The sequence below is a fragment of the Neoalteromonas flava genome (assembly GCF_002807685.1).
Lineage (GTDB): Bacteria > Pseudomonadota > Gammaproteobacteria > Enterobacterales > Alteromonadaceae > Alteromonas_E > Alteromonas_E flava.
In genome coordinates this window covers 22577-48295 of the sequence record NZ_PEAX01000003.1, presented here as the reverse complement: position 1 = coordinate 48295, position 25719 = coordinate 22577, and the positions used below count along the sequence as shown (strand labels likewise).

General features: G+C 46.4%; 27 protein-coding genes and 1 other annotated feature. Of the genes, 15 read left to right on the top strand and 12 right to left on the bottom strand.

Translation table 11 applies throughout. From position 1 onward, the window contains the following. Nucleotides 1–58: 58 nt before the first annotated feature. Nucleotides 59–1099, top strand: a complete 1041-nt coding sequence (locus CSH92_RS06280) for a serine hydrolase domain-containing protein (RefSeq protein ID WP_100656786.1) — start codon at nucleotides 59–61, stop codon at nucleotides 1097–1099. Between the two features lie 27 nt (nucleotides 1100–1126). Here CSH92_RS06280 and CSH92_RS06275 read toward each other — a convergent pair whose 3' ends face one another. Continuing rightward, entirely contained in the window at nucleotides 1127–2461 is a 1335-nt protein-coding gene (locus tag CSH92_RS06275) for an alpha-amylase family glycosyl hydrolase (RefSeq protein WP_100656785.1), read from the bottom strand. Between the two features lie 74 nt (nucleotides 2462–2535). Here CSH92_RS06275 and CSH92_RS06270 point away from each other — a divergent pair, with 74 nt between their 5' ends. Next, nucleotides 2536–2760, top strand: coding sequence for a hypothetical protein (locus tag CSH92_RS06270; protein ID WP_124916931.1), 225 nt, complete (start codon nucleotides 2536–2538; stop codon nucleotides 2758–2760). A gap of 4 nt (nucleotides 2761–2764) precedes the next feature. Here the strand turns inward: CSH92_RS06270 and CSH92_RS06265 are convergent, their stop codons facing one another. After that, nucleotides 2765–3667, bottom strand: coding sequence for a sulfite exporter TauE/SafE family protein (locus tag CSH92_RS06265; protein WP_100656783.1), 903 nt, complete (start codon nucleotides 3665–3667; stop codon nucleotides 2765–2767). Nucleotides 3668–3758: 91 nt separating this feature from the next. Between CSH92_RS06265 and CSH92_RS06260 the strand changes: the two genes are divergently transcribed. Further along, nucleotides 3759–4283: a DUF2244 domain-containing protein gene (locus tag CSH92_RS06260; RefSeq protein ID WP_164084668.1), complete on the top strand. Its 525-nt coding sequence runs from the start codon at nucleotides 3759–3761 to the stop codon at nucleotides 4281–4283. 5 nt (nucleotides 4284–4288) lie between these two features. Here the strand turns inward: CSH92_RS06260 and CSH92_RS06255 are convergent, their stop codons facing one another. Further along, nucleotides 4289–5371 carry a DUF2855 family protein gene (locus CSH92_RS06255; RefSeq protein WP_100656781.1) on the bottom strand — a complete coding sequence of 361 codons (1083 nt, stop codon included), beginning with the start codon at nucleotides 5369–5371 and terminating at the stop codon, nucleotides 4289–4291. 182 nt (nucleotides 5372–5553) lie between these two features. Between CSH92_RS06255 and CSH92_RS06250 the strand changes: the two genes are divergently transcribed. Then, a complete protein-coding gene (locus CSH92_RS06250) occupies nucleotides 5554–6777 on the top strand; it encodes a saccharopine dehydrogenase family protein (protein ID WP_100656780.1) in 1224 nt (407 codons plus the stop codon). Between the two features lie 80 nt (nucleotides 6778–6857). On the opposite strand, the gene CSH92_RS06245 is transcribed toward CSH92_RS06250, so the two are convergent. After that, on the bottom strand, nucleotides 6858–7961 hold the full coding sequence (locus tag CSH92_RS06245) for a hypothetical protein (RefSeq protein ID WP_100656779.1): 1104 nt from the start codon (nucleotides 7959–7961) through the stop codon (nucleotides 6858–6860). A gap of 150 nt (nucleotides 7962–8111) precedes the next feature. Beyond that, nucleotides 8112–9026, bottom strand: a complete 915-nt coding sequence (locus CSH92_RS06240; RefSeq protein WP_100656778.1) for a pirin family protein — start codon at nucleotides 9024–9026, stop codon at nucleotides 8112–8114. 132 nt (nucleotides 9027–9158) lie between these two features. Here CSH92_RS06240 and CSH92_RS06235 point away from each other — a divergent pair, with 132 nt between their 5' ends. Both CSH92_RS06235 and CSH92_RS06230 read left to right on the top strand, forming a co-directional pair. Further along, nucleotides 9159–9404 (top strand): DUF6482 family protein, encoded by a 246-nt coding sequence (locus CSH92_RS06235; protein WP_100656777.1) that lies wholly within the window; start codon nucleotides 9159–9161, stop codon nucleotides 9402–9404. Nucleotides 9405–9483: 79 nt separating this feature from the next. After that, on the top strand, nucleotides 9484–10341 hold the full coding sequence (locus CSH92_RS06230; protein WP_100656776.1) for a TraB/GumN family protein: 858 nt from the start codon (nucleotides 9484–9486) through the stop codon (nucleotides 10339–10341). Nucleotides 10342–10345: 4 nt separating this feature from the next. Here CSH92_RS06230 and CSH92_RS06225 read toward each other — a convergent pair whose 3' ends face one another. The 7 genes from CSH92_RS06225 to CSH92_RS06195 all read right to left on the bottom strand — a co-directional run bounded on the left by CSH92_RS06225 (nucleotide 10346) and on the right by CSH92_RS06195 (nucleotide 17588). Further along, nucleotides 10346–10768, bottom strand: coding sequence for a hypothetical protein (locus CSH92_RS06225; RefSeq protein ID WP_100656775.1), 423 nt, complete (start codon nucleotides 10766–10768; stop codon nucleotides 10346–10348). A 140-nt stretch (nucleotides 10769–10908) separates the two neighbouring features. Continuing rightward, nucleotides 10909–12501 carry an alkyl hydroperoxide reductase subunit F gene (ahpF, locus tag CSH92_RS06220; protein WP_100656774.1) on the bottom strand — a complete coding sequence of 531 codons (1593 nt, stop codon included), beginning with the start codon at nucleotides 12499–12501 and terminating at the stop codon, nucleotides 10909–10911. A gap of 79 nt (nucleotides 12502–12580) precedes the next feature. Beyond that, on the bottom strand, nucleotides 12581–13144 hold the full coding sequence (ahpC, locus tag CSH92_RS06215) for an alkyl hydroperoxide reductase subunit C (RefSeq protein ID WP_100657447.1): 564 nt from the start codon (nucleotides 13142–13144) through the stop codon (nucleotides 12581–12583). 250 nt (nucleotides 13145–13394) lie between these two features. Continuing rightward, nucleotides 13395–13832 (bottom strand): acyl-CoA thioesterase, encoded by a 438-nt coding sequence (locus CSH92_RS06210; RefSeq protein WP_100656773.1) that lies wholly within the window; start codon nucleotides 13830–13832, stop codon nucleotides 13395–13397. Beyond that, a complete protein-coding gene (locus CSH92_RS06205; RefSeq protein ID WP_100656772.1) occupies nucleotides 13832–14995 on the bottom strand; it encodes an iron-containing alcohol dehydrogenase in 1164 nt (387 codons plus the stop codon). Before CSH92_RS06205 ends, CSH92_RS06210 begins: the two co-directional genes overlap by 1 nt. 171 nt (nucleotides 14996–15166) lie before the next feature. Next, nucleotides 15167–17092, bottom strand: a complete 1926-nt coding sequence (locus CSH92_RS06200; RefSeq protein WP_100656771.1) for an alpha/beta hydrolase family protein — start codon at nucleotides 17090–17092, stop codon at nucleotides 15167–15169. 106 nt (nucleotides 17093–17198) lie between these two features. Continuing rightward, nucleotides 17199–17588 carry a hypothetical protein gene (locus CSH92_RS06195; protein ID WP_100656770.1) on the bottom strand — a complete coding sequence of 130 codons (390 nt, stop codon included), beginning with the start codon at nucleotides 17586–17588 and terminating at the stop codon, nucleotides 17199–17201. A 225-nt stretch (nucleotides 17589–17813) separates the two neighbouring features. Then, nucleotides 17814–17928: a sequence feature (His leader region), on the top strand. A 42-nt stretch (nucleotides 17929–17970) separates the two neighbouring features. On the opposite strand from CSH92_RS06195, the gene hisG reads away from it, so the two are divergent. Genes hisG through CSH92_RS06150 form a run of 9 tightly spaced genes read left to right on the top strand, consistent with a single transcriptional unit; the run spans nucleotide 17971 to nucleotide 25716 of the window. Continuing rightward, a complete protein-coding gene (gene hisG, locus CSH92_RS06190; RefSeq protein WP_100656769.1) occupies nucleotides 17971–18870 on the top strand; it encodes an ATP phosphoribosyltransferase in 900 nt (299 codons plus the stop codon). A gap of 12 nt (nucleotides 18871–18882) precedes the next feature. Then, entirely contained in the window at nucleotides 18883–20187 is a 1305-nt protein-coding gene (hisD, locus tag CSH92_RS06185; protein ID WP_100656768.1) for a histidinol dehydrogenase, read from the top strand. Beyond that, the gene (hisC, locus tag CSH92_RS06180) at nucleotides 20184–21266 is read left to right on the top strand and encodes a histidinol-phosphate transaminase (RefSeq protein ID WP_100656767.1); all 1083 of its coding nucleotides are present in this window, start codon (nucleotides 20184–20186) and stop codon (nucleotides 21264–21266) included. Before hisD ends, hisC begins: the two co-directional genes overlap by 4 nt. After that, nucleotides 21266–22333, top strand: coding sequence for a bifunctional histidinol-phosphatase/imidazoleglycerol-phosphate dehydratase HisB (hisB, locus tag CSH92_RS06175; protein WP_100656766.1), 1068 nt, complete (start codon nucleotides 21266–21268; stop codon nucleotides 22331–22333). The genes hisC and hisB overlap by 1 nt, the downstream gene beginning before the upstream one ends. Before the next feature lie 2 nt (nucleotides 22334–22335). Next, on the top strand, nucleotides 22336–22938 hold the full coding sequence (hisH, locus tag CSH92_RS06170; RefSeq protein ID WP_100656765.1) for an imidazole glycerol phosphate synthase subunit HisH: 603 nt from the start codon (nucleotides 22336–22338) through the stop codon (nucleotides 22936–22938). Further along, nucleotides 22938–23675 carry a 1-(5-phosphoribosyl)-5-[(5-phosphoribosylamino)methylideneamino]imidazole-4-carboxamide isomerase gene (gene hisA, locus CSH92_RS06165; protein ID WP_100656764.1) on the top strand — a complete coding sequence of 246 codons (738 nt, stop codon included), beginning with the start codon at nucleotides 22938–22940 and terminating at the stop codon, nucleotides 23673–23675. Before hisH ends, hisA begins: the two co-directional genes overlap by 1 nt. Further along, nucleotides 23657–24448, top strand: coding sequence for an imidazole glycerol phosphate synthase subunit HisF (gene hisF, locus CSH92_RS06160; RefSeq protein WP_100656763.1), 792 nt, complete (start codon nucleotides 23657–23659; stop codon nucleotides 24446–24448). Before hisA ends, hisF begins: the two co-directional genes overlap by 19 nt. Nucleotides 24449–24457: 9 nt before the next feature. Next, nucleotides 24458–25078 (top strand): bifunctional phosphoribosyl-AMP cyclohydrolase/phosphoribosyl-ATP diphosphatase HisIE, encoded by a 621-nt coding sequence (gene hisIE / locus CSH92_RS06155; protein WP_100656762.1) that lies wholly within the window; start codon nucleotides 24458–24460, stop codon nucleotides 25076–25078. Nucleotides 25079–25092: 14 nt separating this feature from the next. After that, nucleotides 25093–25716, top strand: a complete 624-nt coding sequence (locus CSH92_RS06150; RefSeq protein ID WP_100656761.1) for a GNAT family N-acetyltransferase — start codon at nucleotides 25093–25095, stop codon at nucleotides 25714–25716. Nucleotides 25717–25719 lie beyond the last annotated feature (3 nt).

Below are 25719 nucleotides of genomic sequence, written 5' to 3'. Positions count from 1 at the left end.
CGTGAAGCTGTGGTCGATGATTTTATAGGTAGAGAGACGAATTTTGCGATTCAAACCGATGTTAATTTTTAGAGTCGTAATGCTGGTCATCGGTATTGGTTCCCTAGCGTTCGTCCCTTGGACATTTTTATGGGCATGGTTAATGCCCCTCCCCAACTCTATCCAACAACAAGTCGATCAAGTGCACAACTACGAACTTGACGGCATAGTTGTTTATATCGACCGCCCCAATATTGAATCTGAGCTATATGCTGCTGGATGGAAAAACCGAGAACAAAAGATCCCCGCCGATCCCAACGCATTGTTTAAAATTGGCAGTATCAGCAAGCTTTATATCGCGGTTGCCGCGAGCAAGCTCATCGCTGAGCAAAAGCTTAGTTTGGACACTACGTTGGCTGAGTTTTTTCCCGAATATTCTGATCGTGTTGTCGGCGCAAATAACATTTCCCTAAAAATGTTGATCAATCATACTAGTGGCCTCAGCAATTACACTGATCATCCCGACTATCCGTGGAGCGATCTTTATAAACACACGGATGAAGTAATGGCACTGATCGTCGATCAGCCTGAGGTATTCAAACCCGGTACTCGCTACGGTTACTCAAATACTAACTACTATTTTCTCGGCAGAATTTTGGATAATGCATTGGGCTATAGTCATCATCAGTATATCCGCACTCACATAGTACAAGCATTGGGGCTAAGCCAAACCTACAGCTTGCTCAGCGAAGTGGATCCAGAGCAACTGACCAGCGGTTATTTTATCGGCTATGAGCCCGACCTAAAGTACAACAATCATGTACACGCAGGGGGCTCTATGATAGCAACCGCGAGCGATGTGGGTACCTTTATCCGCGCGTTAAACGATGGCTCACTACTGAACGAGCTAGAACAGACCATCTACAATCAACTCTATCCGCTAGGGCATACGGGTTCACTGCCGGGTTACTCCAGCCAAGCCTGGTATCATCCCGAGATAGATACCGTTGTGGTTCAACTCGTTAATACCGGCGGTGGTATGTCGTGGAGTTACACTGAACTGATGTATTCGCGGATTGTAGCTATTGTAGAGCAGCAACAAATTGCGCCAGACGCGTAAGGACTAGCTACAAAACACAAACCTCTGCTAACCTTTAACCCACACCCGCGCCTGCCATGGCAGCAAATCGATGTTTTCGAATTCGTCGTTTGCGAACGAATGATGTGCTGCTCCTGCGATTTTCGTTTGCAAGCGGAGCTCGCTCCAGGTCCCTGCAACTAGGTCACTTTGCAAAGTAACCTCCGTATCAGATGGGCTCAAATTTAACACTACCAATACTGCGTAGTTTGGATCTTGTCGGACAAAGGAAAAAACGCTGTCCATTTGAGTGTTTTCCACCTGCAACATCGTTGCGCCCCGATTACCATTGTGCAATGGCGAATGCGTCTTTTTCAGCGCCAGCAATTGCGCATATAGATCACCAATATAATGCGCCTGCCAATCGATGGGGTCGCGCTCAAAAAATGCCAACCGTTTTGTTTCGCCAGCTTCTTGTCCATTGTGAATTAGCGGCATGCCCTCGCCCAATACCGATAATACAATTGCGGCATCTAGAGCTTCACCAAATTGCTCGTATTGCGTACCATCCCACGCGTTTTTGTCGTGATTGCTGACAAATGTCATACGCATAGCATCTCTAGGCCAAGCCCGTTCATTCCATGAATAATATTGACGTAATTTGTTTAACGAGACCTTCTGCGCCGCAATACCGTGCATTACTTCATTCCACGTCCACGCATAGGTCATGTCAAAAGCGTACTCGTGTAAATCACGAGCTTCCCACTCTGCAAGCATGAATACCGGTTTTATCGCGTCTAGTGTCTGCCTGGCTTGACGCCAAAAATCATTCGGCACGTAGCCGGCTACATCACAGCGAAAACCATCAATATCGAAGGTAGATATCCAGTAACACATAGCCTCTATCATGTATTCACGCAATCCTGGTTGACGATAATCAAACTCAATAATGTCCGACCAATCCCACCAAGGTGAAGGACGAAAGTCTCCCTTGTGATCGGTTGCGTACCACTCCGGGTGTGCCTTAACTAGAGGATTATCCCAAGCACTGTGATTGGGCACCCAATCAATAATAACTTTCATATCATGTTGATGAATGGCATCAACAAGCTTATGAAACTGATCGGCATCGCCAAATTCTGGATTTATGGCACGATAATCTTTGACGGCGTAAGGACTCCCCAACAAGCCTTTGCGTTTTTTTTCACCAATGGGATGAATTGGCATTAACCACAGAATATCAGCGCCAAGGCGTTTTATTCTTGGCAGTTCAGGAATGATGCTAACAAAGTCGCCGGCAAGCGAGAACTGGCGGGTATTTATTTGATATATTCCAGCAGCATAACTCCATTCAGGGTGCACCACATGGGAGTACTCAGCGACAGGGAAACGGGGTATCGACATTTATTCAACCAGCGATGGAACAATACCCCAAAGCATAGGTCATACAGACAGATTTATCAGTGAAGACCATGGACATGGAAAAAACACGTAAATTACTATCGGTTATTATTCCTGCTACCTGCATTGTCATCGCAGGCTGCAGTTCAAAATCCTTGTACAATGCTACGCAACAAAACCGCTTACAAAGCTGTCAGACACTTTACGGTGCCCAAAAAGAAGAGTGTGAAGCGCGCTACAGTAAAGACTTTGAGACTTATGAACGTGAGCGTCAGGAAGTATTAAGTAACGATACTCCCTAAACGCTTAACTTAGAACTGAGGGCAATCCACTTAAACCCAATATCAATACCCAAGTTGCAAAAAACACCTTCAGTTTGGTTGCTGAAAACATCAGTACAACGCGCTTGGCAATAATTCCACCAACCACAGCACCAGCCCCAGCAAACAATACAACTGGCCAGTAAACGGCTTCTGTGGCGAATATGTGGTAACCAATCGCCGACCACACCGTTAGCGCACTGAGTATCACCGCTACAGCAATTGCAAAGGTAACATTAAAGCCACGAATAATTAGATACACGGCAACTAATTCACCTACACCGACTGACAACCAAGCCGTTATCGCACCACCCGCCACTCCAGTGATCGCCAGCATCACTGAATCAAAGTGCAGCAAATGCTGACTAAACACTTTCCTCTTGAGCAATGGTATCGATGCATAAATGGCTATTGCTAATAACACTGAAAACACACCAAACCACAAATGCAATTGGTCGACACCACTGGCATGCAAATTAAACCAATCACGAAATTCGGCGTATTGCACAATACCTATACCTAGCCAACTGGTCGGGACCGTGATCGTTAAGACCTTCGCCAACATTTGCCAATCCGCAGACGTTTGCTGGAAATCGCGGTAATATCGATACCAAGTAACGGCTCCAGCCGTCATGCCGCAACACTGAATGGCGAAGCTCGTTGCTACAATGGTCGTAGCAGAAAACCCTAGATGATTAAAAAAGGGCACAAAAACGACGCCGCCCCCCGCCCCCGTCGCATTGGCAAAGATTGCGCCAGTAATACCAAGGGCTGCGAAACTGCCATAACCAGAAACCAGTTCAATAGTATTGGGTAAACTGAACAATAAAATGAGCCATGCCAATAACAAGCAAAGGCGAATAGGGTGGCGTTTTATCAGGGTGTACAACGGCAGGGTTATCCTTTATCTACGTAGGCGCTGAATGTGCCAGAATTTTTCTCTGCTGCCAATACGTGTTGGTTTGATCATTTGGTTCAAAATGCCTGTAATAACTTATATGGTAGAACTGTTCGAAAGTGATAATGGCACAACCATTATCCGCTTAACCCCAAACCGCTCAGCGACCTGGCTCAACACCAAATGGTTAATGCTGATAATGACGGTCTTCGTGCTCCTAATCGCAACCGCTTGGGCATTTGCGGGTGCTTGGGTTATTTTACCCTTTGCCGGCCTAGAGGTCGGTCTCCTCGTGTTTATTATGTACCGGGTATCGCAAAAAACCTATCGCAGCGAGACCGTCAAACTGTGTAAAGATAGAATTATCGTGGAAAGTCAGCTTTCAGCTAAACAGCGACAACGCCTCACATTACCGCGCAGAGAATTGCATTTAGAGGTGGAAGAAACCGAGCAAGACTGGCAATTACCCGATATGCAACTGATTACACCTCAACAAACACTGCATATCGGCAAATTTCTTAATCTCAATGACCGCAAATGTCTAATGGAACACCTGCGTAATGCAGGGGTTCCCATGTGCCGCACCCATTGGTGGAAAAATCATTAACTTATTTACCCAAATCGCATCACGTGCATGACCGATGGATTAATATTACCGTCTACAAATGCCTGATATTGCTGCACCATCGCCTGCTCCCCAACATGTTCCTCAGTGGTTAGGATCGTTTGAAAGTGTTGAATAAAGCTTTGCCAATGGCGTAAATAGCGCTGCTGAAATTCCGCTTGCCCCCACTCTTTATTGAATCGACGCACTTCATCCGGGGCAAAAAACACGTGTCCTACGGTACTGGCATTCGCAATACTCTGTGCGCCAACATCCGTGGCACCGATTAGCAGGGTCAGTGCTTTGGCATTGTCATGATTTGCCCGCCACTGGGTTAGGCGCGCCTGATCACCGGCAAAATCTAAGCACCAATCATTAGCGCCCACAGCGTCAGAGGCGACCGCGTCATATTCTATTACTGAATCATAACATTGAGTTTCTTTAACAAAACGTTGCTGCTTCGCCGATGTAACCCCAATTAACCTCGCGTTAGGTAAAATCTCACGCAGAATCTGCGCGGTTCCGTAGGCCGTTTTACTTGAGGCACTGGTAAACCAAATAACGGCATCATCCCCACATTTGCGTTCCTGCAGCGCATAAGCCAAGACAAATGAGGTGGTAAATAACGGTCTGAAATTTAGTGTCCACGCAGATAATGCCTCAATATGTGTAGGATCGTTTTTACATCTGATGTATTGGTCATAAACGGGTGAGATAGACTTACGCTGTGGGTGTATATCCATAAACGAATTCTCGGTGATTTTGTCAGCATGGATCACCAAATGACTGGCCATTGGTAAATAACCATACACTTTCTCCCCCACTTCCAATTCAGAGGAATTACTTTCTAATACCGTAGCAAATCCCCAAACGGGAGTAATGCCATACCCTTCAGACGCTGGGAAAAATCCCCAGTAACCAAACTTATCACCCAAAAGAGCGTAGGTAATGTTGTTGGACGAAAAGCCAAATTCATCAACTCTAAGTACGACCGCGCGCGGGTCTGATTCATTGTGCAGTGCGGAGTCAACTTCACGTAAATTCTTTAAAGCATCCTTTTGCACTTCAATTTCACTGCGTGAATATGGCATTAATCGTTCTCCTGTATGATCGAGGGAATTCAATATGGGGTATCATTTGCTACACAATACTGTAGGCATATTCACCCAGCACCGCGCTCATTTTTATGAATAGTTGTGCTGTGTCAGGATTTATTCGAAAAAACCTAATTAAGCGCCTACTATGAACAAAAGCTTAGATGGAGAGATGCTAAATGACCAAATCTTTTGACGTAGTTGTCTTCGGTGCGACGAGTTTCGTGGGCAAAATAACCTGTCGATACCTAGCTGACAATTACCTTGATGGTTCCCTGAACTGGGCAATAGCCGCGCGATCGCAAAGCAAACTGAACGACTTAGCCGAAGAGTTAGGACTCACCGATATTCCACAAATTATCGCCGATGCTGGTGATCAAGCCTCTATCGATGCGTTAGTTGCACAAACCAAGGTAGTCATTTCCACGGTTGGACCTTATGCATTGTATGGTGAACCCATGGTCAAAGCTTGCGCTGAACAAGGCACAGATTATGTTGACTTGACGGGTGAGCCACAGTGGATCAGAGCCATGCTGGACAAATACGAGGAACAAGCGGCAAAGAGTGGTGCACGTATTATCAATTGCTGTGGTTTTGATTCAATACCATCGGATTTAGGCGTTTACTTCCTACAAATGGCTGCGCACGAAAAATTCGGTGAATACTGTGACCATGTAAAAACTCGGGTCAAAGCCATGAAGGGAGGCGCATCAGGGGGAACGGTCGCCTCGTTAATCAATGTTGTTAAACAGGCCTCGAGTGACCCTAAGTTACGAAAACTATTGGCCAACCCCTATGCATTATGCCCAACCGGACACCCGTTTAAAGCCTACCAAACGAATCTTGCGCACGCGAAGTTTGAGCAAGAAACTGGCAGCTGGATCGCCCCATTCATTATGGCGAGTATTAATACTCGAGTTGTGCATCGCACGAATGGCTTGCTTGGCGCTGCTTATGGTGAGCGGTTTATTTATGACGAAGCCATGATGACAGGAAAGAATGCCAAAGGCGGGATCATGGGCTGGACCGTTACTGCGGCTATTTCTGGTCTCATGATTGGCGCCGCAATCCCACCAACCCGCTGGGTTCTTGAGAACACCATTTTACCCAAGCCTGGAGAGGGCCCAAGTGAAAAAGAACAAGAGACCGGCTTTTTTGATTTCCGTATTTTTGGCTTAACGCCCAGTAATAAGCAAATCGTTGTTAAAGTCACTGGAGACCGTGATCCTGGTTATGGTTCAACGGCCAAAATGCTGGCCGAGTCAGCTATTTGCCTAGCCAAAGACGATGCTATGCAGGAAGTACCGGGCGGCTTTCACACGCCAGCGTTCGCCTTTAAGGAACACCTAATCCTGCGCTTGCAAGAAAATGCAGGATTAACCTTTTCTGTACTCGATGATTAGTACAGTCTCTAGGTGAGGATGTTACAAAGAGGTATTGATCAAAGCCTTGCCAAAAACTTGTAGGCAAGGCTTCGTTTTAGTTAACTGGCGTTCGCAACTCTGGGTTCGCAGCTGACAACTTCAAAATCGTAACCGTAGTCTGATGCGGGATTTTGGGTGATCATCAAGGCTAAGTTTTCATCCAGAATCGCTGACCTTTGATCTTCGCGTTTAAGGCATTTGCTGTGCGGATAGGCCTCTAGATTGTACAAGAACACGGCGATAACCTTGCCTATGGTCTTCGATTTTTCCTCTATTTTCTGGGCCTCACTGTCTAATTCGTTGAGCTGTTCGTTCAGAGCCGCTTTTTCTTCTTCAGATAATCTCGCCTGCACACTTGGGTGCGCAAGCATGTTTTTCACCCCAGGCGTTTCAGCTATCTCTGCAAGTGCTCTTTCATCTGCCGGTAACTCTTTATCCACCACAGCCACTTCGAAGGGCATTTGCACATAAACATTGGAAAAATAGGGTGTCGTTAAATGAAACATGGAGACTAAAACGATTGGGATCAAAATGATCCTGAGCAACATGGTCAACAACGGACGTCGGCGATCTTCCCAATGTATCGCTGTTTTAATACCAACTAGTCGTAATGGAAGGCGGACGATTAGCCATACATTAGCGACAACCATTGCCAACCCAAAAAACAGGGTCGATGCTATAGTTAACCAAAATGGGAGCAATACTAGCGTGGTAAATCCCAGGGTAAACACGAACGAGGTCGGTTCGACCCCAGTGATCTGATTGATCTGAAGGGCTGAATAAGCAATAGAGATATTAGCGGTAGCCGCGTACAAGATTAGAATTAGGGATTTACCCAGTGTCGTCGACCAGAGACGCTGAAAAACATTCAACAACTCCCTGAGCAAACCAACAAATGCGACAAACCCCGGTACAATTAGGTTCACATTACTGCTAAAAATGAGCTGTGATACCAGGATTAAAAATGCTAAAAAATAGCATAACTGAGAAAAATTATAATCGTGCCACCACAAGGTTCTCGTTTCAGTGGTATCTGAATTACGAGGACGGTTGACGCGCAACATTTGAAGCTTAACTAATAGCTTGTTCAATAATCCTTGTTGGGCGACTTTTTGCTGAGTTAGATCTTGCTCAGCATCACTCTTTGTCAGTGAATTTTCCATGGTTTGTCTCGTTCAACCCTTATCTTGCTTATCCTATGCGATATCGCAATCTGCGCCAACTGATTGTTGCAGCATGGAGCCACAGCTGTGCAATGTATGCCATGACTCTCCAACTCAACTTAACTGGTGAACAATCGTTTTGCCTGATTACTATTCGGGTAAAGGAATGAACTCAGTCTCATCGCCGGGTACCTTCGCAAAGCGACCGGCTTGCCAGTCAGTCTTAGCCTGCTCAATGCGTGCTGCATCAGTTGAGGCGAAATTCCAGAACATTTTACGCGGTGCCATTTTTTCGCCACCGATAACCGCGACTCTAGCGCTAGTTGTTGCGACGATTTCCACGTTACTGTCAGCGGCTAAAACGGCCATCTGAAATTGTTTTATCCGCACGTCGTCGATACTAATTTCTCCTTCTGCAACATAGACTGCGCGCTCTTCTGCAGCGGCTACATGAAGCGTTTGAGATGCTTCTAGATGCGCTTCAAAGTATAGAGTATCGGCCAGCGTTTTAACCGGTGATACCACTCCATACGCTGCGCCCATGATAACTCTAACTCGCACCCCCTCGACATTAACATGCGGAACTGTGGCTTCTGGATAATGAATAAACTCAGGGGGGATGTCTTGTTTCTCTTCAGGTAACGCTAACCATAGTTGTAAACCATGCAGTGTGTGTTCATTTCGGGTAACTTCGGGACGTTCACGTTCCGAATGAACAATCCCAGTTCCCGCAATCATCAAATTAATATCCCCGGGTTTAATCGCTTGCAATGAACCAAGTGAATCACGATGCAATATTTCACCTGCAAATAAATAAGTCACCGTGGCTAGGTGGATATGCGGATGCGGGCGCACATTAATTCCCTCCCCTGGAGGAAATGTTACCGGCCCCATATGGTCAAAAAACAGCCAAGGGCCGATCATTCTTTGTTCACGGCTTGGCAATAATCTACGTACCGAAAATCCCCCAAGAGACTTTTCTTTGGGAGTGATCAAGATCGAGACTTTTTTACAGCCCGCAAGTTTGCATATTGCCTCTTGCTGTAGCTTTCCTTCAAGACTCATGTCTAATCCTTATCTAAATTAGGTCAATAATCCGATGTTTACTGGGAGCAACCTGCGGTGCGCCTTGCCTGCTTATAGTGTAGTGATCTTTCCGTCACATGCCGCGTTTAAATAATCAATAGGAGAAAATGCATGAACTTATTTATTGAATCCATCGAAGGCGGCACCTACCTCGTGGCACTTGAAAACGGTTCCCAACGCGCAGTAGTAATGGACAACACTAGCAAACCGTTGGTTTTTCATTGTCTGAATGAAATTCGTGCACACTTTGCCAACGAGAGCTTTGGCAAAGTCACCCTCAAACAGGCCACCCCTTACGAAGAAATGTGTGGAATGGATGCAGGCAGTGAACCTTTAGAAATGGAAATAGACTGGTAACCTGTACCAAATTACACTTGCTTGTTAATGCCGCTGTGTTTAGCCTTGCACAAAAAGGAACACAACACAGGTAAGTTTAATGCGTCTAACATCATTACTATTTTCTAGTTTTGTAATTTTTTCTGTCCCAGCCTATTCTGCTTCTGTGTGGAAAGTTACGCATGCGGGCAACACAGTATATATAGGTGGCACTGTCCACATCCTGAGCCAAGAAGATTACCCGCTACCCAAAGAGTACAAAGCCGCTTACCAAAAAGCTCAGAAACTTGTTTTTGAAACCGATATGGCAGCAATTGAGTCGCTAGAGTTTCAACAAAAAACCCTATTGGAAATGACTTACCAAGATGGCCGCACCTTCAAAGACACTCTGTCAGAGCCCGTCAGTTCTGCGGTAGAAAAACACCTATCTGCTCGCGGCGTACCAGTCGAAAACTTATTACCCTTTAAGCCATCGTTGTTATCAATAACGCTCAGTATGCTTGAGTTTCAAGTTATTGGCCTAAATTCACAAGGTGTTGACAAGTACTTTTCAACCCTTGCTATGGGCGATAATAAAGCAATTGGATGGTTAGAGTCACCCGACCAACAATTAGAATTTTTAGCCGGATTAGGCCGTGGTCAGGAAGACCAGTTAATCGCCTATACCTTGGCAGAAATTGAAACACTAAAAGCCTCTGTCGATGAACTCCGTCAACAGTGGCGTGCTGGTGATATGCAAGGCTTAGCTGCATCAAATATTGATGAAATGGTGGCCAAATTTCCAGCGATTTATAACGACTTACTGCTTGCGCGAAACACTCAGTGGATCCCGCAAATCAAAGCCATGCTAGAAGACCAAACGACTGAATTTGTGTTGGTCGGTGTACTGCATCTCGCTGGCCCGGATAGCGTATTGAAAATGCTGGAAGCCGACGGCTACTCCATCGAGAGGCTGTAAAACTTTACCCCAACCAATCTGCCGCTTTCGCCTTTTTACTTAATAGTATCAAGGCGATAGCAATTATCAGCACAAGCCCTTGCATCACTAGCGGTACAGTTGCATAAGCATTAAGTTTATTCATTACCATTAAGATCCCTGCATCCTGAGCGATAATGCCTACGAGCGAAACGACGAATAACGCTGTCGCAGCGGATTTTTTCAGCAATAATGCCAAGCAGCCCAACGTGCCAGCAACCACAGCGACCAAAGATGCATAAGGCAGCCAGTCTGGACTGTGAGAGATCATTGCTTGCTGTTCACTTGGCAACGCAGCTATCTGCTCTGGGGTGAGCAATAAGTTCATAATCACTGCTGCCAAACCTAAAAGATTCCATAGGAGTGCAAGGACGACTACAGGAACAAACCACTTGGCGGGCTGATGCATAAAATTTTCCTGATAATGTATTTATCTACGTTACGCCTATACAAATAGCACGAATCGTATCGCTGTCAAATATTGCAAACAAAAAAGCCTGAGTGCACTTTGTCAGTTTACTCAGGCTTTTGGGGGAGTTTTGTGGGTTCTTATGCCGCTTGCATCTCGTTGACTTCTTCTTCATCAACTTCATGACTTAGCAGATACTCAAACGCAGCTAACGAAGCCTTAGCGCCTTCTCCCATGGAGATGACTATTTGCTTATACGGTACGGTTGTCACGTCACCAGCTGCAAAAATTCCAGCTTCAGAAGTATGGCATTTTTCGTCAACGATGATTTCACCGTATCGTGTCATATCAACTACCCCCTTAACAAATTGACTGTTAGGCACTAAGCCGATTTGTACGAAGACGCCAGATAGCCCTAATGTGTGTACCTCTTCCGACGCTCGGTCTTGATACTCTATTGCCGCGACCTTGCCATTCTCGGCAATAATTTGACGGGTCGCTGCATTTTTAATAATGCTGATATTGTCACGCTTAAGTGCTTGCTCAATTAACACTTGGTCTGCTTTTAAGTCCGGTAAAAATTCAAAAACCGTCACAGACTTAACGATACCCGCAAGGTCGAGAGCTGCTTCAATTCCTGAGTTACCGCCACCAATAACGGCAACATCTTTACCTTTAAAGAAAGGACCGTCGCAATGCGGACAATAAGCCACGCCATTACCTAAGTTTTCTTTTTCACCGGGAACGCCAAGTTCACGCCAACGTGCGCCAGTCGCAATGATGATTGAGCGTGTTTTTATAACTTCGCCCGACGATAACGTAATGGCTTTTACATTACCTGAGTCAATGGATTCTACCCGCACATGCTCTTTCAACGTAATATCGTAGTCTTTCATGTGCTCCATGAGGTTACCCACCAGCTCTGGCCCAGTAGTTTTTGGTACCGAAATTAAATTTTCTATCCCCATGGTATCTTTTACCTGCCCACCGAAGCGATCGGCTACCACACTGACTTTCAACCCTTTACGCGCACTATAGATTGCAGATGCGACACCTGCTGGCCCTCCACCAATGACGACAACGTCTTGTAGCGGTAGGGTCTGCCCGCTATTTGCAGACTTCAATGACGAATCTCGCTCTAACAGCTTATCTATCAGCGTAGCTGCATCGACTTTACCGTTAGCAAAAAGTTCGCCATTCAAATAAACACTGGGGACACCCTGAATGTCTCGTTCTTCAATCAACTGCGGATAGACTCCGCCATCAATCATTTCTGCACTAATCTTTGGATTTAATAGTGCAAACTGGTTGACCGCTTGAACAACGTCTGGGCAGTTGTGGCAGCTAAGGCTGATAAAGACTTCAAAATGTAAATCTTCGTCAACAGCTTGAATAATACGTTTCAAACTATCATCAATTTTTAACTCTGTACCTGATGCATGCAAAATCGCCAAGACTAGAGAGTTGAACTCGTGTCCGCCTGGTACGCCAGAGAAACGGATCCCGGTATCTTGGCCGTCAGATTCAAGCAAAAAGCTAACCGAACTGCGCAATGTTCCGCCTGTATCGCGCTGTTCAACTGTAATTTTATCACTGACTCCGGCAATATCTGACAGAAAAGACACAAGCTCATCGCGCTTGCTGTGCTCACCGGTTTGCACGACGAACGTAATCTTTTTCTGCATTGACTCGAAGTAGCCTTTTAATGCATTTAATATATCTTGGTTTAACACTGTAATTCGCCTCTTATTTGTCAGTTTGAGAAAGGGAGTGGAGACCACTCCCTGCTTTGTTTGCCGCTAGAAATCGGGCTTAGATCTTACCGACAAGGTCTAGTGAAGGAGCTAGCGTTGCTTCACCTTCTTTCCATTTTGCAGGACATACCTCACCTGGATGTGATGCTACATATTGAGCGGCTTTAACTTTGCGTACCAAATCATCTGCATCACGACCTATACCTTCAGCAGTAATTTCCATCGCTTGAATGATGCCATCAGGGTCAACCACGAAAGTGGCACGGTCCGCAAGGCCCATATTTTCTCGCATACAATCAAAGTTGCGTGTAATTTCACCGGTTGGGTCGCCAATCATCGCAAACTTGATTTTGCCAATAGTGTCACTAGCTTCGTGCCATGCAGCATGGGTGAAGTGCGTGTCAGTTGATACTGAGAATACTTCCACACCGCGTGATTGTAGCTCTTCATATTTGTCCGCTACGTCGCCTAGTTCGGTCGGACATACAAAAGTGAAGTCCGCTGGGTAGAACACAAATACAGCCCACTTACCTTTAATGTCATCACTGCTGACTTCAACAAATTCACCGTTTTTGAATGCATTCGCTTTGAACGGTTTGATTGCAGTATTGATTAATGCCATGTTTCTTTCTCCATTAGTTATAAATAGTAATGGCTTGACGCCATCGGAAATAAATTGCTGTATTTCTACACACCATAAGAGGCGTGCGATCATTTCCTGTTGAAATTGATGGCTATAGTAAAAAGTCAGGTAAGAAAAGGATAATTGGTAAAGTTGAAACGTTTAATCAATTTTATCAATTAAGCGTGGTACTGTGATATCGAACACGGAAAAGCCAGACGATTAAGTAAAAAACTAGACCTTATTGAAATCAATCGACAACAAGAGATGCTAAAGCGTTTCTAATAGTTACCGGAATCGGTGTGCTTAGCCCTTTCGTTCGATCTACAAAAACATGGACAAACTCACCAACTGCAGCAGCTTCATCGCTATCATCGGCGAAAATAGCGAGACTATATGTTACTGAACTCTTGCCCAGCTTGCTGACCTGAAGCCCCACATTTACGGTCTGCGGATACGCAATGGGAATAAAATAGTTACACTGTGAATTAACCACATAAGCGATTGTCGTTCCATGGTGAATATCTAACCCCGCTTGTTCGATTAGAAAGCGATTAACTGCACTATCAAAGTAACTGTAATAGACTACATTGTTGATGTGCCCATAAATGTCGTTATCACTCCAGCGTGACTCCATCGCGTAAAATTGGCGGTATGCATCTCGCTTCGCTTTTGGTTGACTGGTCATTAAAAAGCCTCTTGATAGATCTTGAATGCATCGTCACGGGTGATTGTGCGCGGATTATTCACCAGCAGACGCTGTTGCAACATAGCATCCTCTGCCAACTGTGGTAAAAACTCCTTCGGTACATTGCAGTCGCGCAAACGCTCGGGCAGCCCCAGTTCTGAACTAATATTTGCACAATAGTCAATCAGTGCCATTGAGGCTTCTGCTTGCGGCACATCCGAAGTGATTGACGAACAAAGTAAGGGCGCTAATTCTGCGTAAAGTGCCATGGCATGACTATGGTTAAATTTAAGCACATGCGGTAATACCAATGCGTTGCTTAAACCATGAGAAATGTGAAAGTGGCCACCTAAGGGATAAGCTAAAGCATGTACTCCGGCGACGGGCGCATTCGCGAATGCCTGACCAGCTAGCATCGCACCTAACAGCATATTGGCTCTTGCTTCCCGGTTACTTCCTTCTGTCACTGCGGTGTGGATATTGTGGCTCAGTATTTGTAATGCTTGGCGTGCCAGCATGTCGGAATACGGGTTTTTCCGGATTTTACTGGTGTACGCTTCAATCGCATGCACCATGGCATCGATGCCGGTCGCAGCCGTGATGTGAGGAGGTAAACCCAGAGTCAAATCAGGATCTAGAATAGCCAAGTCTGGCTGCAAACGATCGGAAACCACGCCGGCTTTTGTTGTGCCCCCGGTTGTCACTATGGCAATCGGCGTAACCTCTGATCCGGTACCTGCGGTTGTAGGCACTTGTACTAAGTTCAAGCGCTGTCCGCGTGCTTGATCGACACCAAAAACAGCGTCTAACGACTGCTGGTTGTCAGGGTGAGATAGTAATGCTACCAGCTTAGCCACATCCATGGAGCTACCGCCGCCAAAACCTATGATGACCTGTGCATTCGCTGATTTAGCTAGATCAATCGCACTTAACACGGTGGCCGAGGAAGGGTCGGGTTCAACCGCGTCAAACACCACCACCTCAATGCCTTGATTTTGCAATTCAGTCAACGTGGAGCCTAAGAGGCCAGCTGCTTGGATCCCTGCATCTGTAACGATCATTACGTTGGAAAGTCGCTGGCGCGCGCAGTAGGCCCTAAGAACATCGGCGACTGGCTGGCCCACGGTCATTCTCGCGGTTGTAGCGAAACTAAACTCTTGCATGCTCAAGCTCCCAACGACATCTAAAAAAGCGCCAATAGCACTCTCATTTATTGCAACAATAAAAGCAGATCAGTGAGGGAAGTCAAATCATTGAAATTAAGTTTGCTGAATTAGCCATGCCCATATCATTGCTCTTGTGAGCATGGCTAAAGAGCCGTAAAGCTTAAAACTTTATTGCATATGCTTTTCGACAAACGCTGCAATCGCCTGCATTGCTCGCATACGATTTTGTGCGCTACTCAGAAAGTGGTTACCGTCCTCGAGTTCTAAAAACTCGACAGTCTTGTCTGCATCCTCAAGAGCATCAAGCATTCGCTCAGACTGTTTGATTGGCACACTTTCATCATACTCGCCATGGATCAATAAGATTGGCGCTTGGATCTGACTCACATGATTAATTGGTGAAATCGCGGCTAAATGAGACTCATCCACCTCGCCTCGACTAATAGCATCTTCCCAATACGCAACTACCCAGTGATCACTGCCATAGTCCTTACGTTCATCTTTTAGCATCCGTTCCACATCTGAAACACCATTGATTGATACTGCGCAACGATAAAGTTCCGGGGTAAAAGCAGCTCCTGCCAACGCAGCGTATCCGCCGTAACTTCCACCGACAATACAGACCCGCTGGGGATCAATTTTACCTTCTTCGGTAAGCGCTAATACTGTATCGGTAACGTCATCTTGCATCTTTCGCCCCCATTCGCCATGTCCAGCATAGCGAAACGCACGGCCAAAACCCGAGCTGCCTCGAAACTGCGGCTGGATCACGATAAAGCCACGGTTAGCAAAAAACTGCGCCAAATAGTCAAATCCCTTGCTATCATGCGACGCAGGCCCACCATGTGGCATGACTATCGCAGGCAACTTGCTTGCTGTTTTCCCACGCGGAATAGTCACAAGCGTAGGAATCTTTAATCCATCTCGCGCAGTGATCACTTGCTCAACAACTGGGCTAACAGAATCTACTGGGATATCAGGACGGCTCGATGCAAGTAACTGTAATGCACCTTTCGCATACAGAATATATTCACCAACACTATCTTTCCCCTGCATGAAAAAAATGATGTTTTGCCAATTATCGGAGTAATCCTTAATCGCAAAGGAGTTCTCCGGCATCGCTTTATTAATACCTCGCATCCGCGCATTGAGCTTTTCATCAAAGAAATAATAACTCGGCTCAAAGCCTGAGAATGCAGCACCATGCACAACCCGCTGCAAGTCAGTTATGAGATGACTGACATCTTTATTGTCATCATGAAATAAGGGGGCTGAAATTGAACCATCGGCTAACGCCATCGTGTAGTACGCACGTCGATCGCTATAGTCCGAGTAAGAACTAAATACAAGATGTTGTTGGTCGGAGGTTACGCCGGAAAATCCCTTAGTGCGGATATCGGTTTCTTCGCGATAAATTTCAACCCACTCATCGTTAATCCGCGCTTCAATACGATGCAGGTTTTCTTCATTATTAAAGCGCTCGCGGGCGATAACCTCGCCTTGGTTATTAAGGAAAAAATCGTCAGTATCGGCGGTGCCACGCTGATAAACTTTGGGTTTACGTTTATTCTCTAAATTGACCTTATACAAGTTGTATCTGCCGGGACTTTCATAGGCTGGCATGAACGCATATTTTTTATCGGGTGAAATGCCAATAATCCGCCCCAGCTGAGTTTGCCCTTTATAAATCCCGAACCCTTGCTCTAGCAGAGCATTGATCCCCCCAGTCTCCAAATTAAACGCATAAGCCCAACTAGAGTCATGGCGGCCTTTATAGCCCGGCAATTTAATATTCTTGGTCGCCACCAAAATGACCACATTATCGCTGACGAAGTAGAGTGTATTTGGATTGATGTTGTCGATACGTGCAGCCCGAATGAGTTCACCATTCATTCTGTTTTGCACAACTAACAGGTCATATTCTCCTGAAACATCTCGAAATGCTACTAACTGCCCACTAGGGGATATCGAAAATAAGCTTGTCGAAGGTAACGCACCGTACGCCTCTACTGGGATCAGCGTATTGTTCGCATAGGTTGGGAATAAAAAAGCAAATAAAAACAGCGCACTGAAGCACTTTAAAGTCCGTTTCATGGGGTAATCCTAAATCCAGGCGTTATTTTGGCATGCGCCAAACGTTTGAGCGACGCAATATTACTTAGTCAATGGCGACAGGACAAGAAGAAGTACGTTTATTTGGCTACACCGTGATATCTAAGTGTTCGCCCTCATCTGGCTCATTGTCTTCCTTTTCATGTGTACTTGCGTCATGCAAATACTCTTTTTTGTTGTGTATGATAGGTTCATCATCCGCAGCAATATTTTCATCGGTAGTATCGATGATGAGTCCAACGTGCTCATCGCTGTAGTCTTTTGACTCTTGCTGTTCGTCGCTGGATCCTCTCGACTCTTGGTGTCCATGCTGGTTTTCATCCCTCGCGTCTTTTTCACGCACAAGCGACACATTTTCTTCGTCCGGCGACGGATGAATTGGCGTTTTCTTGACTACTTTTTTCACATTACCACGATCCTCTTTGATCGGTACTGTTCCTCTGCGTGGAAGTACGGAAAACAATAGGTCGTTACTCATCGCTTGCCCTCGCCAACAAATGTGCTTATGCACTCTTTAGTTAGATGTTAGATATAACTAAAAGTTTTACGTTATAGCCAACAAAAGTGATTAAATTATCAAAGTCCGCGGTAAAACCGTTGCAAAATTGCTGCCACTTGGTTAATGTTTCGGCTCGTTAACGGCCTAGATTAATCTTTTTTCAGGTCAAACCGGATTTTACTAACACATGAATTTTATTTGCGCCGCTCATCACCATCATAAAGCATAGCCTTTCAGGTTCGTGCTGGAAGGTTTATTGTCCTTCCGGCGGCGTGAGAATAACAACACCCTCGGAGGACACTTCCGGGGGTTTTTTGTTTGTGCGCTGTAAAAATTAAACACTAAAAGAGGATGGGGTTCCATGAGTGACGTTAAACGACTGCGTATCGCCGTGCAAAAGTCAGGTCGATTGAGCGACGATAGCATCGCGTTATTGAAAGCAATAGGGATTAAATTACAAATTCGCGATCGTCTGCTCATTGCCCATTCTACCAATCAGCCGATAGACCTATTATTAGTGCGCGATGATGACATCCCTGGGTTAGTCATGGATGGCATCGTCGATCTGGGCTTTATTGGTCAAAATGAGCTCGAAGAGAAAATGCTCGAGCGGGCGGCGGCAAACCGCCCACACGAGTTTAAAACCCTGCGTGAACTGGATTACGGTGGTTGCCGTTTATCCATCGCGATCCCAAATGAAATGGAATACGCTGACGTTAATGCATTGCAAGGTAAGAAAGTAGCGACAACCTACCCCTTTTTGCTGGAACGCTTCTTCAAGCAAAATGCGATTGATGCTGCTGCAGTTATGCTTACCGGTTCGGTTGAAGTTGCTCCGCGAGCAGGCGTAGCTGACGCCATCTGCGATTTAGTTTCAACCGGCGCTACGCTAGAAGCGAACGGATTGCGTGAGAAAGACACCGTATTTGAATCCAAAGCAGTGTTAATACAAAGCGCGCGTCCACTCAGCGATGAGAAGCAAGAGTTGATCAATCGCCTATTACCTCGCATTGACGGCGTTACTCAAGCGAAAGAAAGTAAATACATCATGTTACACGCACCAAAAGCGTACCTAGAACAAGTTAAACGATTACTGCCCGGTGCCGAGAACCCAACCGTATTACCATTGGCCAGCAGCGATGAAATCGTTGCTGTACACGTTGTAAGCCCGGAAACCCTGTTTTGGGAGACCATGGAAAAACTAAAATCATTGGGCTGTAGTTCAATTCTCGTGATGCCAATCGAAAAAATGATGGGTTAATGAGGTAGTGCAATGATTACTTGGAACCTACTCAATGAGGAAGCTCAAGCCAAAGTACTCGAACGGCCTGCGCTTTCCGATAGCGCAACACTCAGCGCAACCGTTAAGCAAATTATCGACGATGTGAGAATCAATGGCGATTCAGCCATTCTTGCGCTCACGCGTCAATTTGATGGTGCAGATCTAGACCAATTAGCGCTTGATAGCAACGAGATAACAAATGCTGTTGAAAGTCTTGACCCTGTGACGAAACAGGCGATCGATACTGCTTACAGCAATATTAAACGCTTTCATGAGGCGCAAAAGCCAAACGCCGTGGATATTGAAACGATGCCCGGTGTGCGCTGCCAACAACTAACCCAAGCAATCGCTAACGTTGGTTTATATATACCTGGGGGTACTGCACCCCTGCCCTCCACAGTGTTGATGCTTGGCGTACCGGCTCAAGTTGCCGGTTGTCAAACCATCGTGTTGTGTACACCACCGAATAAGACTGGGAAAATTGCAGCAGAAATTCGCTACGCAGCAAGTCTCTGTGGGATAACCCAAGTATTTTTATGCGGCGGAGCTCAGGCCATTGCCGGTATGGCGTTTGGTACCGAAAGTATTCCTAAAGTTGATAAGATTTATGGCCCAGGCAATAGTTTTGTCACAGAGGCTAAACAGCAAGTTAGCACACTAGCTGGAGGCGCAGCAATTGATATGCCCGCGGGCCCTTCTGAAGTGTTGGTACTCGCTGATGAAAAAGCCAATCCAGACTTTGTTGCTGCTGATTTACTCTCACAAGCTGAGCATGGCAAAGATTCGCAAGCCGTTTTGGTCAGCAACTGCGAGACCCTCATCCGCGCGACTGAGCAAGCGGTTGATCAACAATTAGCTAAACTTTCGCGCAATGAAATCGCCAGCGCAGCCATGCAACACAGTCGCTATATATTAACTGAAGACTTTGCTCAAGCCATTGCTGTAAGTAACCAATATGCCCCTGAACACTTGATTGTACAGGCGGAAAATGCGCGGAATTGGCTTCCTTCTATCCGTAACGCGGGTAGTATTTTTGTTGGCGCCTGGTCGCCTGAGTCAGCAGGTGACTATGCCAGCGGAACCAATCACGTGCTGCCGACGTATGGATACTCTCGAATGTATTCCAGTTTGGGCCTGCTCGATTTTATGCGCCGCTACACAGTGCAAGAGTTATCACCGGCAGGTTTTAAAGCACTTGCGCCAACTTTGCTTGCCCTGTCTAACGCTGAAGGATTAGATGCCCACGGAAATGCAGTAGCAATACGACTAGACGCATTCGATAAGGAAAACCAATGAGCACTTTATTGTCTCGCCTAACCAATGCGAATATTGCAAAGTTAAAACCTTACGAGAGTGCCCGTCGACTATATAGCGGTGGCCAAGATTGGTTGAATGCAAATGAATCGCCGTATAGCAATCCGTATCAATTAGATGATACCAAGCTCAATCGTTATCCTTCATGTCAACCCAGCGCAGTAGTGCAGCAATACGCGAACTATGCAGGCCTTGCACCTGAGCAGGTGCTGGTTACCCGCGGAGCCGATGAAGGTATTGAGCTACTGATCCGTGCATTTTGTCAGCCCGGTCAGTCGAATATCATGATCTGCCCGCCAACCTATGGGATGTACGCGATCAGCGCAGAAACCTGCGATGTTGGTGTTATCAGTGTGCCGCAGACTGACACATTCGAGCTCGATATTGATGCGATGCTAGCGCAGCGGGATAAGGTTAATCTGGTGTTTATCTGTTCGCCCAATAACCCCACAGGGAATGTAGTAGCACAAGCGCAAATTGAAACCATCCTCACCGCATTCGCAGATTCAGCTTTAGTGGTGGTAGATGAAGCCTACATTGAGTTTGCTATTGGTCAACAATGGGCGTCACGCTTAGCTGATTACCCGCATTTAGTCGTTCTTAGAACGTTATCGAAAGCCTTTGCGTTAGCAGGCTTGCGCTGCGGATTCACGTTAGCATCAGAAGCCATCATTCAGACCTTACTCAAAGTCATTGCTCCCTATCCCATTCCTGAGCCCGTAGCACAGATAGCAGCACAGGCTTTGGCTGACGGGCCGGTTAACCGCATGCGCGAACAGGTTGCCATCATTGCTGATGAGCGTCTACGTCTAACCCGTGCATTGATGAAATATAGCGCGATAGAATTAGTTGGAGCTCAAGAGGCCAATTTCATTTTATTCCGCTGCCCCCAGAAAGATGGCTTAATGACGTATCTGGTGGAAAACGGCATGTTGATCCGCGACCAATCTAAGCAGCTTAAATTGAATGACTGTTTGCGAATTTCGATCGGGACGCCAGCCCAAAACGACCGACTTTTAGACCTTATTAATACTTTCTTTTCCGCCGAGGAGCAGCGCTAATGCAACAGGCTATTTTATTTATCGACCGCGACGGAACGCTCGTTGAAGAGCCGCCGATTGATAAGCAACTGGACAGTTTGGAAAAGCTAGTCTTTGAACCTTATGTGATCCCTGTTCTGCTGAAATTGCAGCAAGCGGGTTTTACCTTGGTAATGGTCAGCAACCAAGATGGCCTGGGCACTGACAGCTTTCCACAGGCTGACTTTGATGCGCCACATAATGCCATGATGAACGTTTTCACCAGTCAAGGTGTGCAGTTTGCCGATGTGCTTATTTGTCCGCATTTTGATAATGACGATTGCACTTGCCGAAAACCGAAACTCGGGTTGGTCAAAGACTACCTGCAGCAAGGTAAAATCGACTTTACTCGCTCCTTCGTGATCGGCGACCGTAAAACCGATATTCAACTCGCCGAGAACATGGGTATCCGCGGCTTACAGTACGCGCGGGACTCATTTGGATGGCGAGCCATTGAGCAAGAGTTACTGCATTCGTCGCGCGTTGCAGAAGTGGTCAGAAAGACCTCCGAAACCGATATCCGGGTCAAGGTAAATTTAGACTCTAGCAGCAAGTCGACAATCCAAACGGGGATCGGTTTCTTTGACCACATGCTCGATCAAATCGCCACCCACGGTGGCTTTGAGCTAAATGTTAGTGTTGATGGCGATCTTCACATCGATGATCATCATAGCGTTGAAGATACTGCACTGGCCATTGGCGAAGCGTTGAAAAAGGCGTTGGGTAATAAACGCGGCATTGGCCGTTTTGGCTTTGCCTTACCCATGGATGAGTGCCGCGCCGAGTGTATCTTAGACATTTCTAACCGACCACACCTGGTATTTAAAGCCAATTTCACCCGCGAATCCGTCGGCGAAATGGCGACCGAAATGGTGCAACACTTTTTCTACTCTTTGGCGCAATCTATGGGCTTAAGTCTGCATTTATCGACAACTGAAGGTAATGCTCATCATCAAGTCGAAAGCCTCTTCAAAGTATTTGGTCGCGCCTTGCGTCAAGCCATTCAGAAAAGTGGTGATGCATTACCCAGCAGTAAGGGAGCATTGTAGGCATGCAACAACGAATCGTGATTGTTAATACCGGGTGTGCCAACATTTCCTCGGTAAAGTTTGCCTTTGACCGACTCAATGTTGCAGTGGCTGTCAGCGACGACCCTGCGATTATCACCCAAGCGGATAAAGTTATTTTACCGGGTGTAGGGAGTGCGAATGCCGCCATGGCGAGTATTCATCATAAACAGCTAGTGCCAACGCTAAAGTCACTGACTCAGCCAGTGCTGGGCGTATGTTTAGGCATGCAGCTAATGGTCAGTTGGTCAGAGGAAAGCACCAGTGAACGGACTGATTGTCTAGATCTCATACCTGGTGAAGTACGACGTATGCAAGTCGGTGATTTGCGCCTTCCGCACATGGGCTGGAATGCGGTTGACGCAGTTCAGCACAATGACTTGTTCAAGCACATTCCAAACGGCAGTTTCTTCTATTTTGTGCATAGCTTTGCTATCGCGCCGTTTGAGCATACGCTTGCCAGCTGCGAGTACGGTTCGCGTTTCTCTGCCGCAATTCAACGCAATAACTTTTTTGGTGTTCAATTCCACCCAGAACGATCTGGAGAAGCCGGCGCCCAATTACTACAGAATTTTGTGAGTTTATAATGATCATCCCCGCTATCGATTTAATTGATGGAAATGTAGTTCGCCTGTATCAGGGCGACTATGCGCAGAAAACCGATTATGCCTTTGATCCGGTTGCCGTGGTCCACAACTATGCAGATCAAGGAGCTGAATGGCTGCATATAGTTGATCTAACTGGTGCCAAAGACACCAGCAAACGCCAACTGGGCTTGATAGAAGCGATGGTTAAAACCCAACGCATGCAATTTCAAGCGGGCGGTGGTATCCGCGCTGAGTCTGATGTGGAGCAGTTATTGTCAATTGGCGTAGCACGAGTAGTTATCGGCTCACTGGCCGTTAAACAACCGGCCTTGATCCGCGAATGGCTGGCCCGGTACGGCGGCGACAAAATTGTTTTAGCGTTAGATATCAACATTGATGCGCAAGGCAACAAGTTTATTGCCACACATGGCTGGCAGGAAAATAGCGGCGTTTCGATTGAACATTTACTCAATGACCTTTTGGATGCGGGTGCTCAACATGTGTTGTGTACCGACATTAGCCGTGACGGTACCCTACAGGGTGCCAATCACCAGCTCTACAATGAAATGAGTGAATTATTTCCCAATATTCAATGGCAAGCCTCAGGTGGGATTGGCTCGATCGGCGATATTGAGATACTCAAGCCGACTGGCGTCAGTGGGGTGATCCTCGGGCGTGCACTGTTAGAAGGCAAGTTTACTGTCAAGGAGGCAATCCAATGTTGGCAAGGCGCATAATCCCCTGTCTCGATGTAAAAGACGGCATGGTTGTTAAAGGCGTACAGTTTCGCAATCACGAAGTTATTGGTGACATTGTCCCACTGGCTGAGCGTTACGCCAACGAAGGCGCTGATGAATTAGTCTTCTATGACATCACCGCGTCCAGTGATCAGCGTGTAGTAGACAAAAGCTGGGTTAGCCGTATCGCCGAGGTGATTGACATTCCATTTTGTGTCGCCGGTGGTATTAAGTCTATTGAGGATGCGGGCCGAATTCTGGAAATGGGTGCGGATAAGATATCCATCAATTCACCTGCGTTAACTGACCCCAACTTGATCAACCAGCTGCATGATATTTTCGGTCAACAATGTGTAGTTATTGGTATCGATAGTTTCTACAATGCTGAAAATCAATGCTATGAAGTGTATAAATTCACTGGTGACGAATCGCGCACACAGCAAACCCAGTGGCAAACTATAGATTGGATCAAAGAAGTCCAATCCCGTGGGGCCGGAGAAATTGTACTTAATTGCATGAACCAAGATGGCGTTCGCAAGGGCTATGATCTCGCTCAACTATCTGCGGTTCGAGCAGCCTGTAAAGTCCCGTTAATTGCCTCTGGTGGTGCCGGTGAGATGCAGCACTTTGCCGATGCATTTCAACAAGCTGACGTAGATGGTGCTCTCGCGGCATCGGTATTTCATAAATCGATTATTGATATACAAGAATTAAAGGGCTTTTTGCGCCAGCAAGGCGTTGCTATTCGCCACGATTTTCGCGCACAAGGGTAAGGGATGAACATGCAAATCACTCAACAAACACTTGATTCCGTCGACTGGGAAAAAATGCACGACCTAGTTCCAGCCATTGTACAGGATAGTGTGAGCGGAAAAGTATTGATGCAAGGGTTTATGAACCAGGCGGCAGTTGAAAAAACCTTAGACAGTGGCTTAGTAACTTTTTTTAGTCGCTCTAAAAACCGCTTATGGACCAAGGGAGAGACATCCAACAATACGTTGCAGTTAGTAAGCATCCACAGTGATTGTGACAACGACTCTTTGCTCGTGTTAGCCCAGCCACAGGGGCCAACCTGCCATAAGGGCACGGAGAGTTGCTGGGATAGTAGTGAAGTAGCCGATTTCACCTTTTTAGCGGATTTAGAACGCTTACTCGCAGCGCGTAAAGATGCCGATCCAGAATCCAGTTATACCGCTGCGCTCTACGCCAAGGGGATCAAGCGAATTGCGCAAAAAGTAGGTGAGGAAGGGGTGGAAACGGCATTGGCAGCGACGGTACAAGATTTGGAAGAACTAAAGAATGAATCCGCTGACTTGCTATATCATTTGCTTGTTTTACTGCAGGCCAGTGGTTTAAGTTTATCAGATGTCATTGATGTGCTAAAACAACGGCAAAAAGCCTAGCGACAAAGCCCAACATGAACGTTAACTATATTCCCTTCGCACCACAACATTTTGCTGCTGTCATTGCCTTGGGCAATCATGTGCACGGCGACAATTACCTTGACCCTGACTCGCTAACCACGATTTATCACAAAGGTTGGCAAGATGATATTAATGCGAGCTGGATAGCGGTTATTCCTCACGGTGAGTTTGCACCTGACCAAATTGAACAGAGTCACTTGATTAATGAAGGTCTGTTAGTGGGTTTTCGTCTTACCTATGCGCCGCAAAATTGGGATGTCGATGAATGGTGCACGCCTACAGATTGGCCACACCCCAAAGAGCAAGTGTGCTATTTCAAATGCAATACGGTAGATGCTACGTTTCGCGGGTTAGGCATTGGCGCGACCTTGCTTAAGCGTTCGATTGAACAAGCGAAACTACAAGGAGCCATAGCCGGTATTGCACACATATGGCTGGCAAGTCCAAATAACTCTGCATATGGTTATTTTAGTGCATGCGGTGGGGAGCTCGTTAAAAAACATGCCAATCGTTGGCAACGTTTGGCACTAGAAGAAAACTACCAGTGCCCTGTATGCCCAGGCATATGCACGTGCACTGCTGCTGAGATGATATTACCATTTGAACGAGTCGCATAGCGC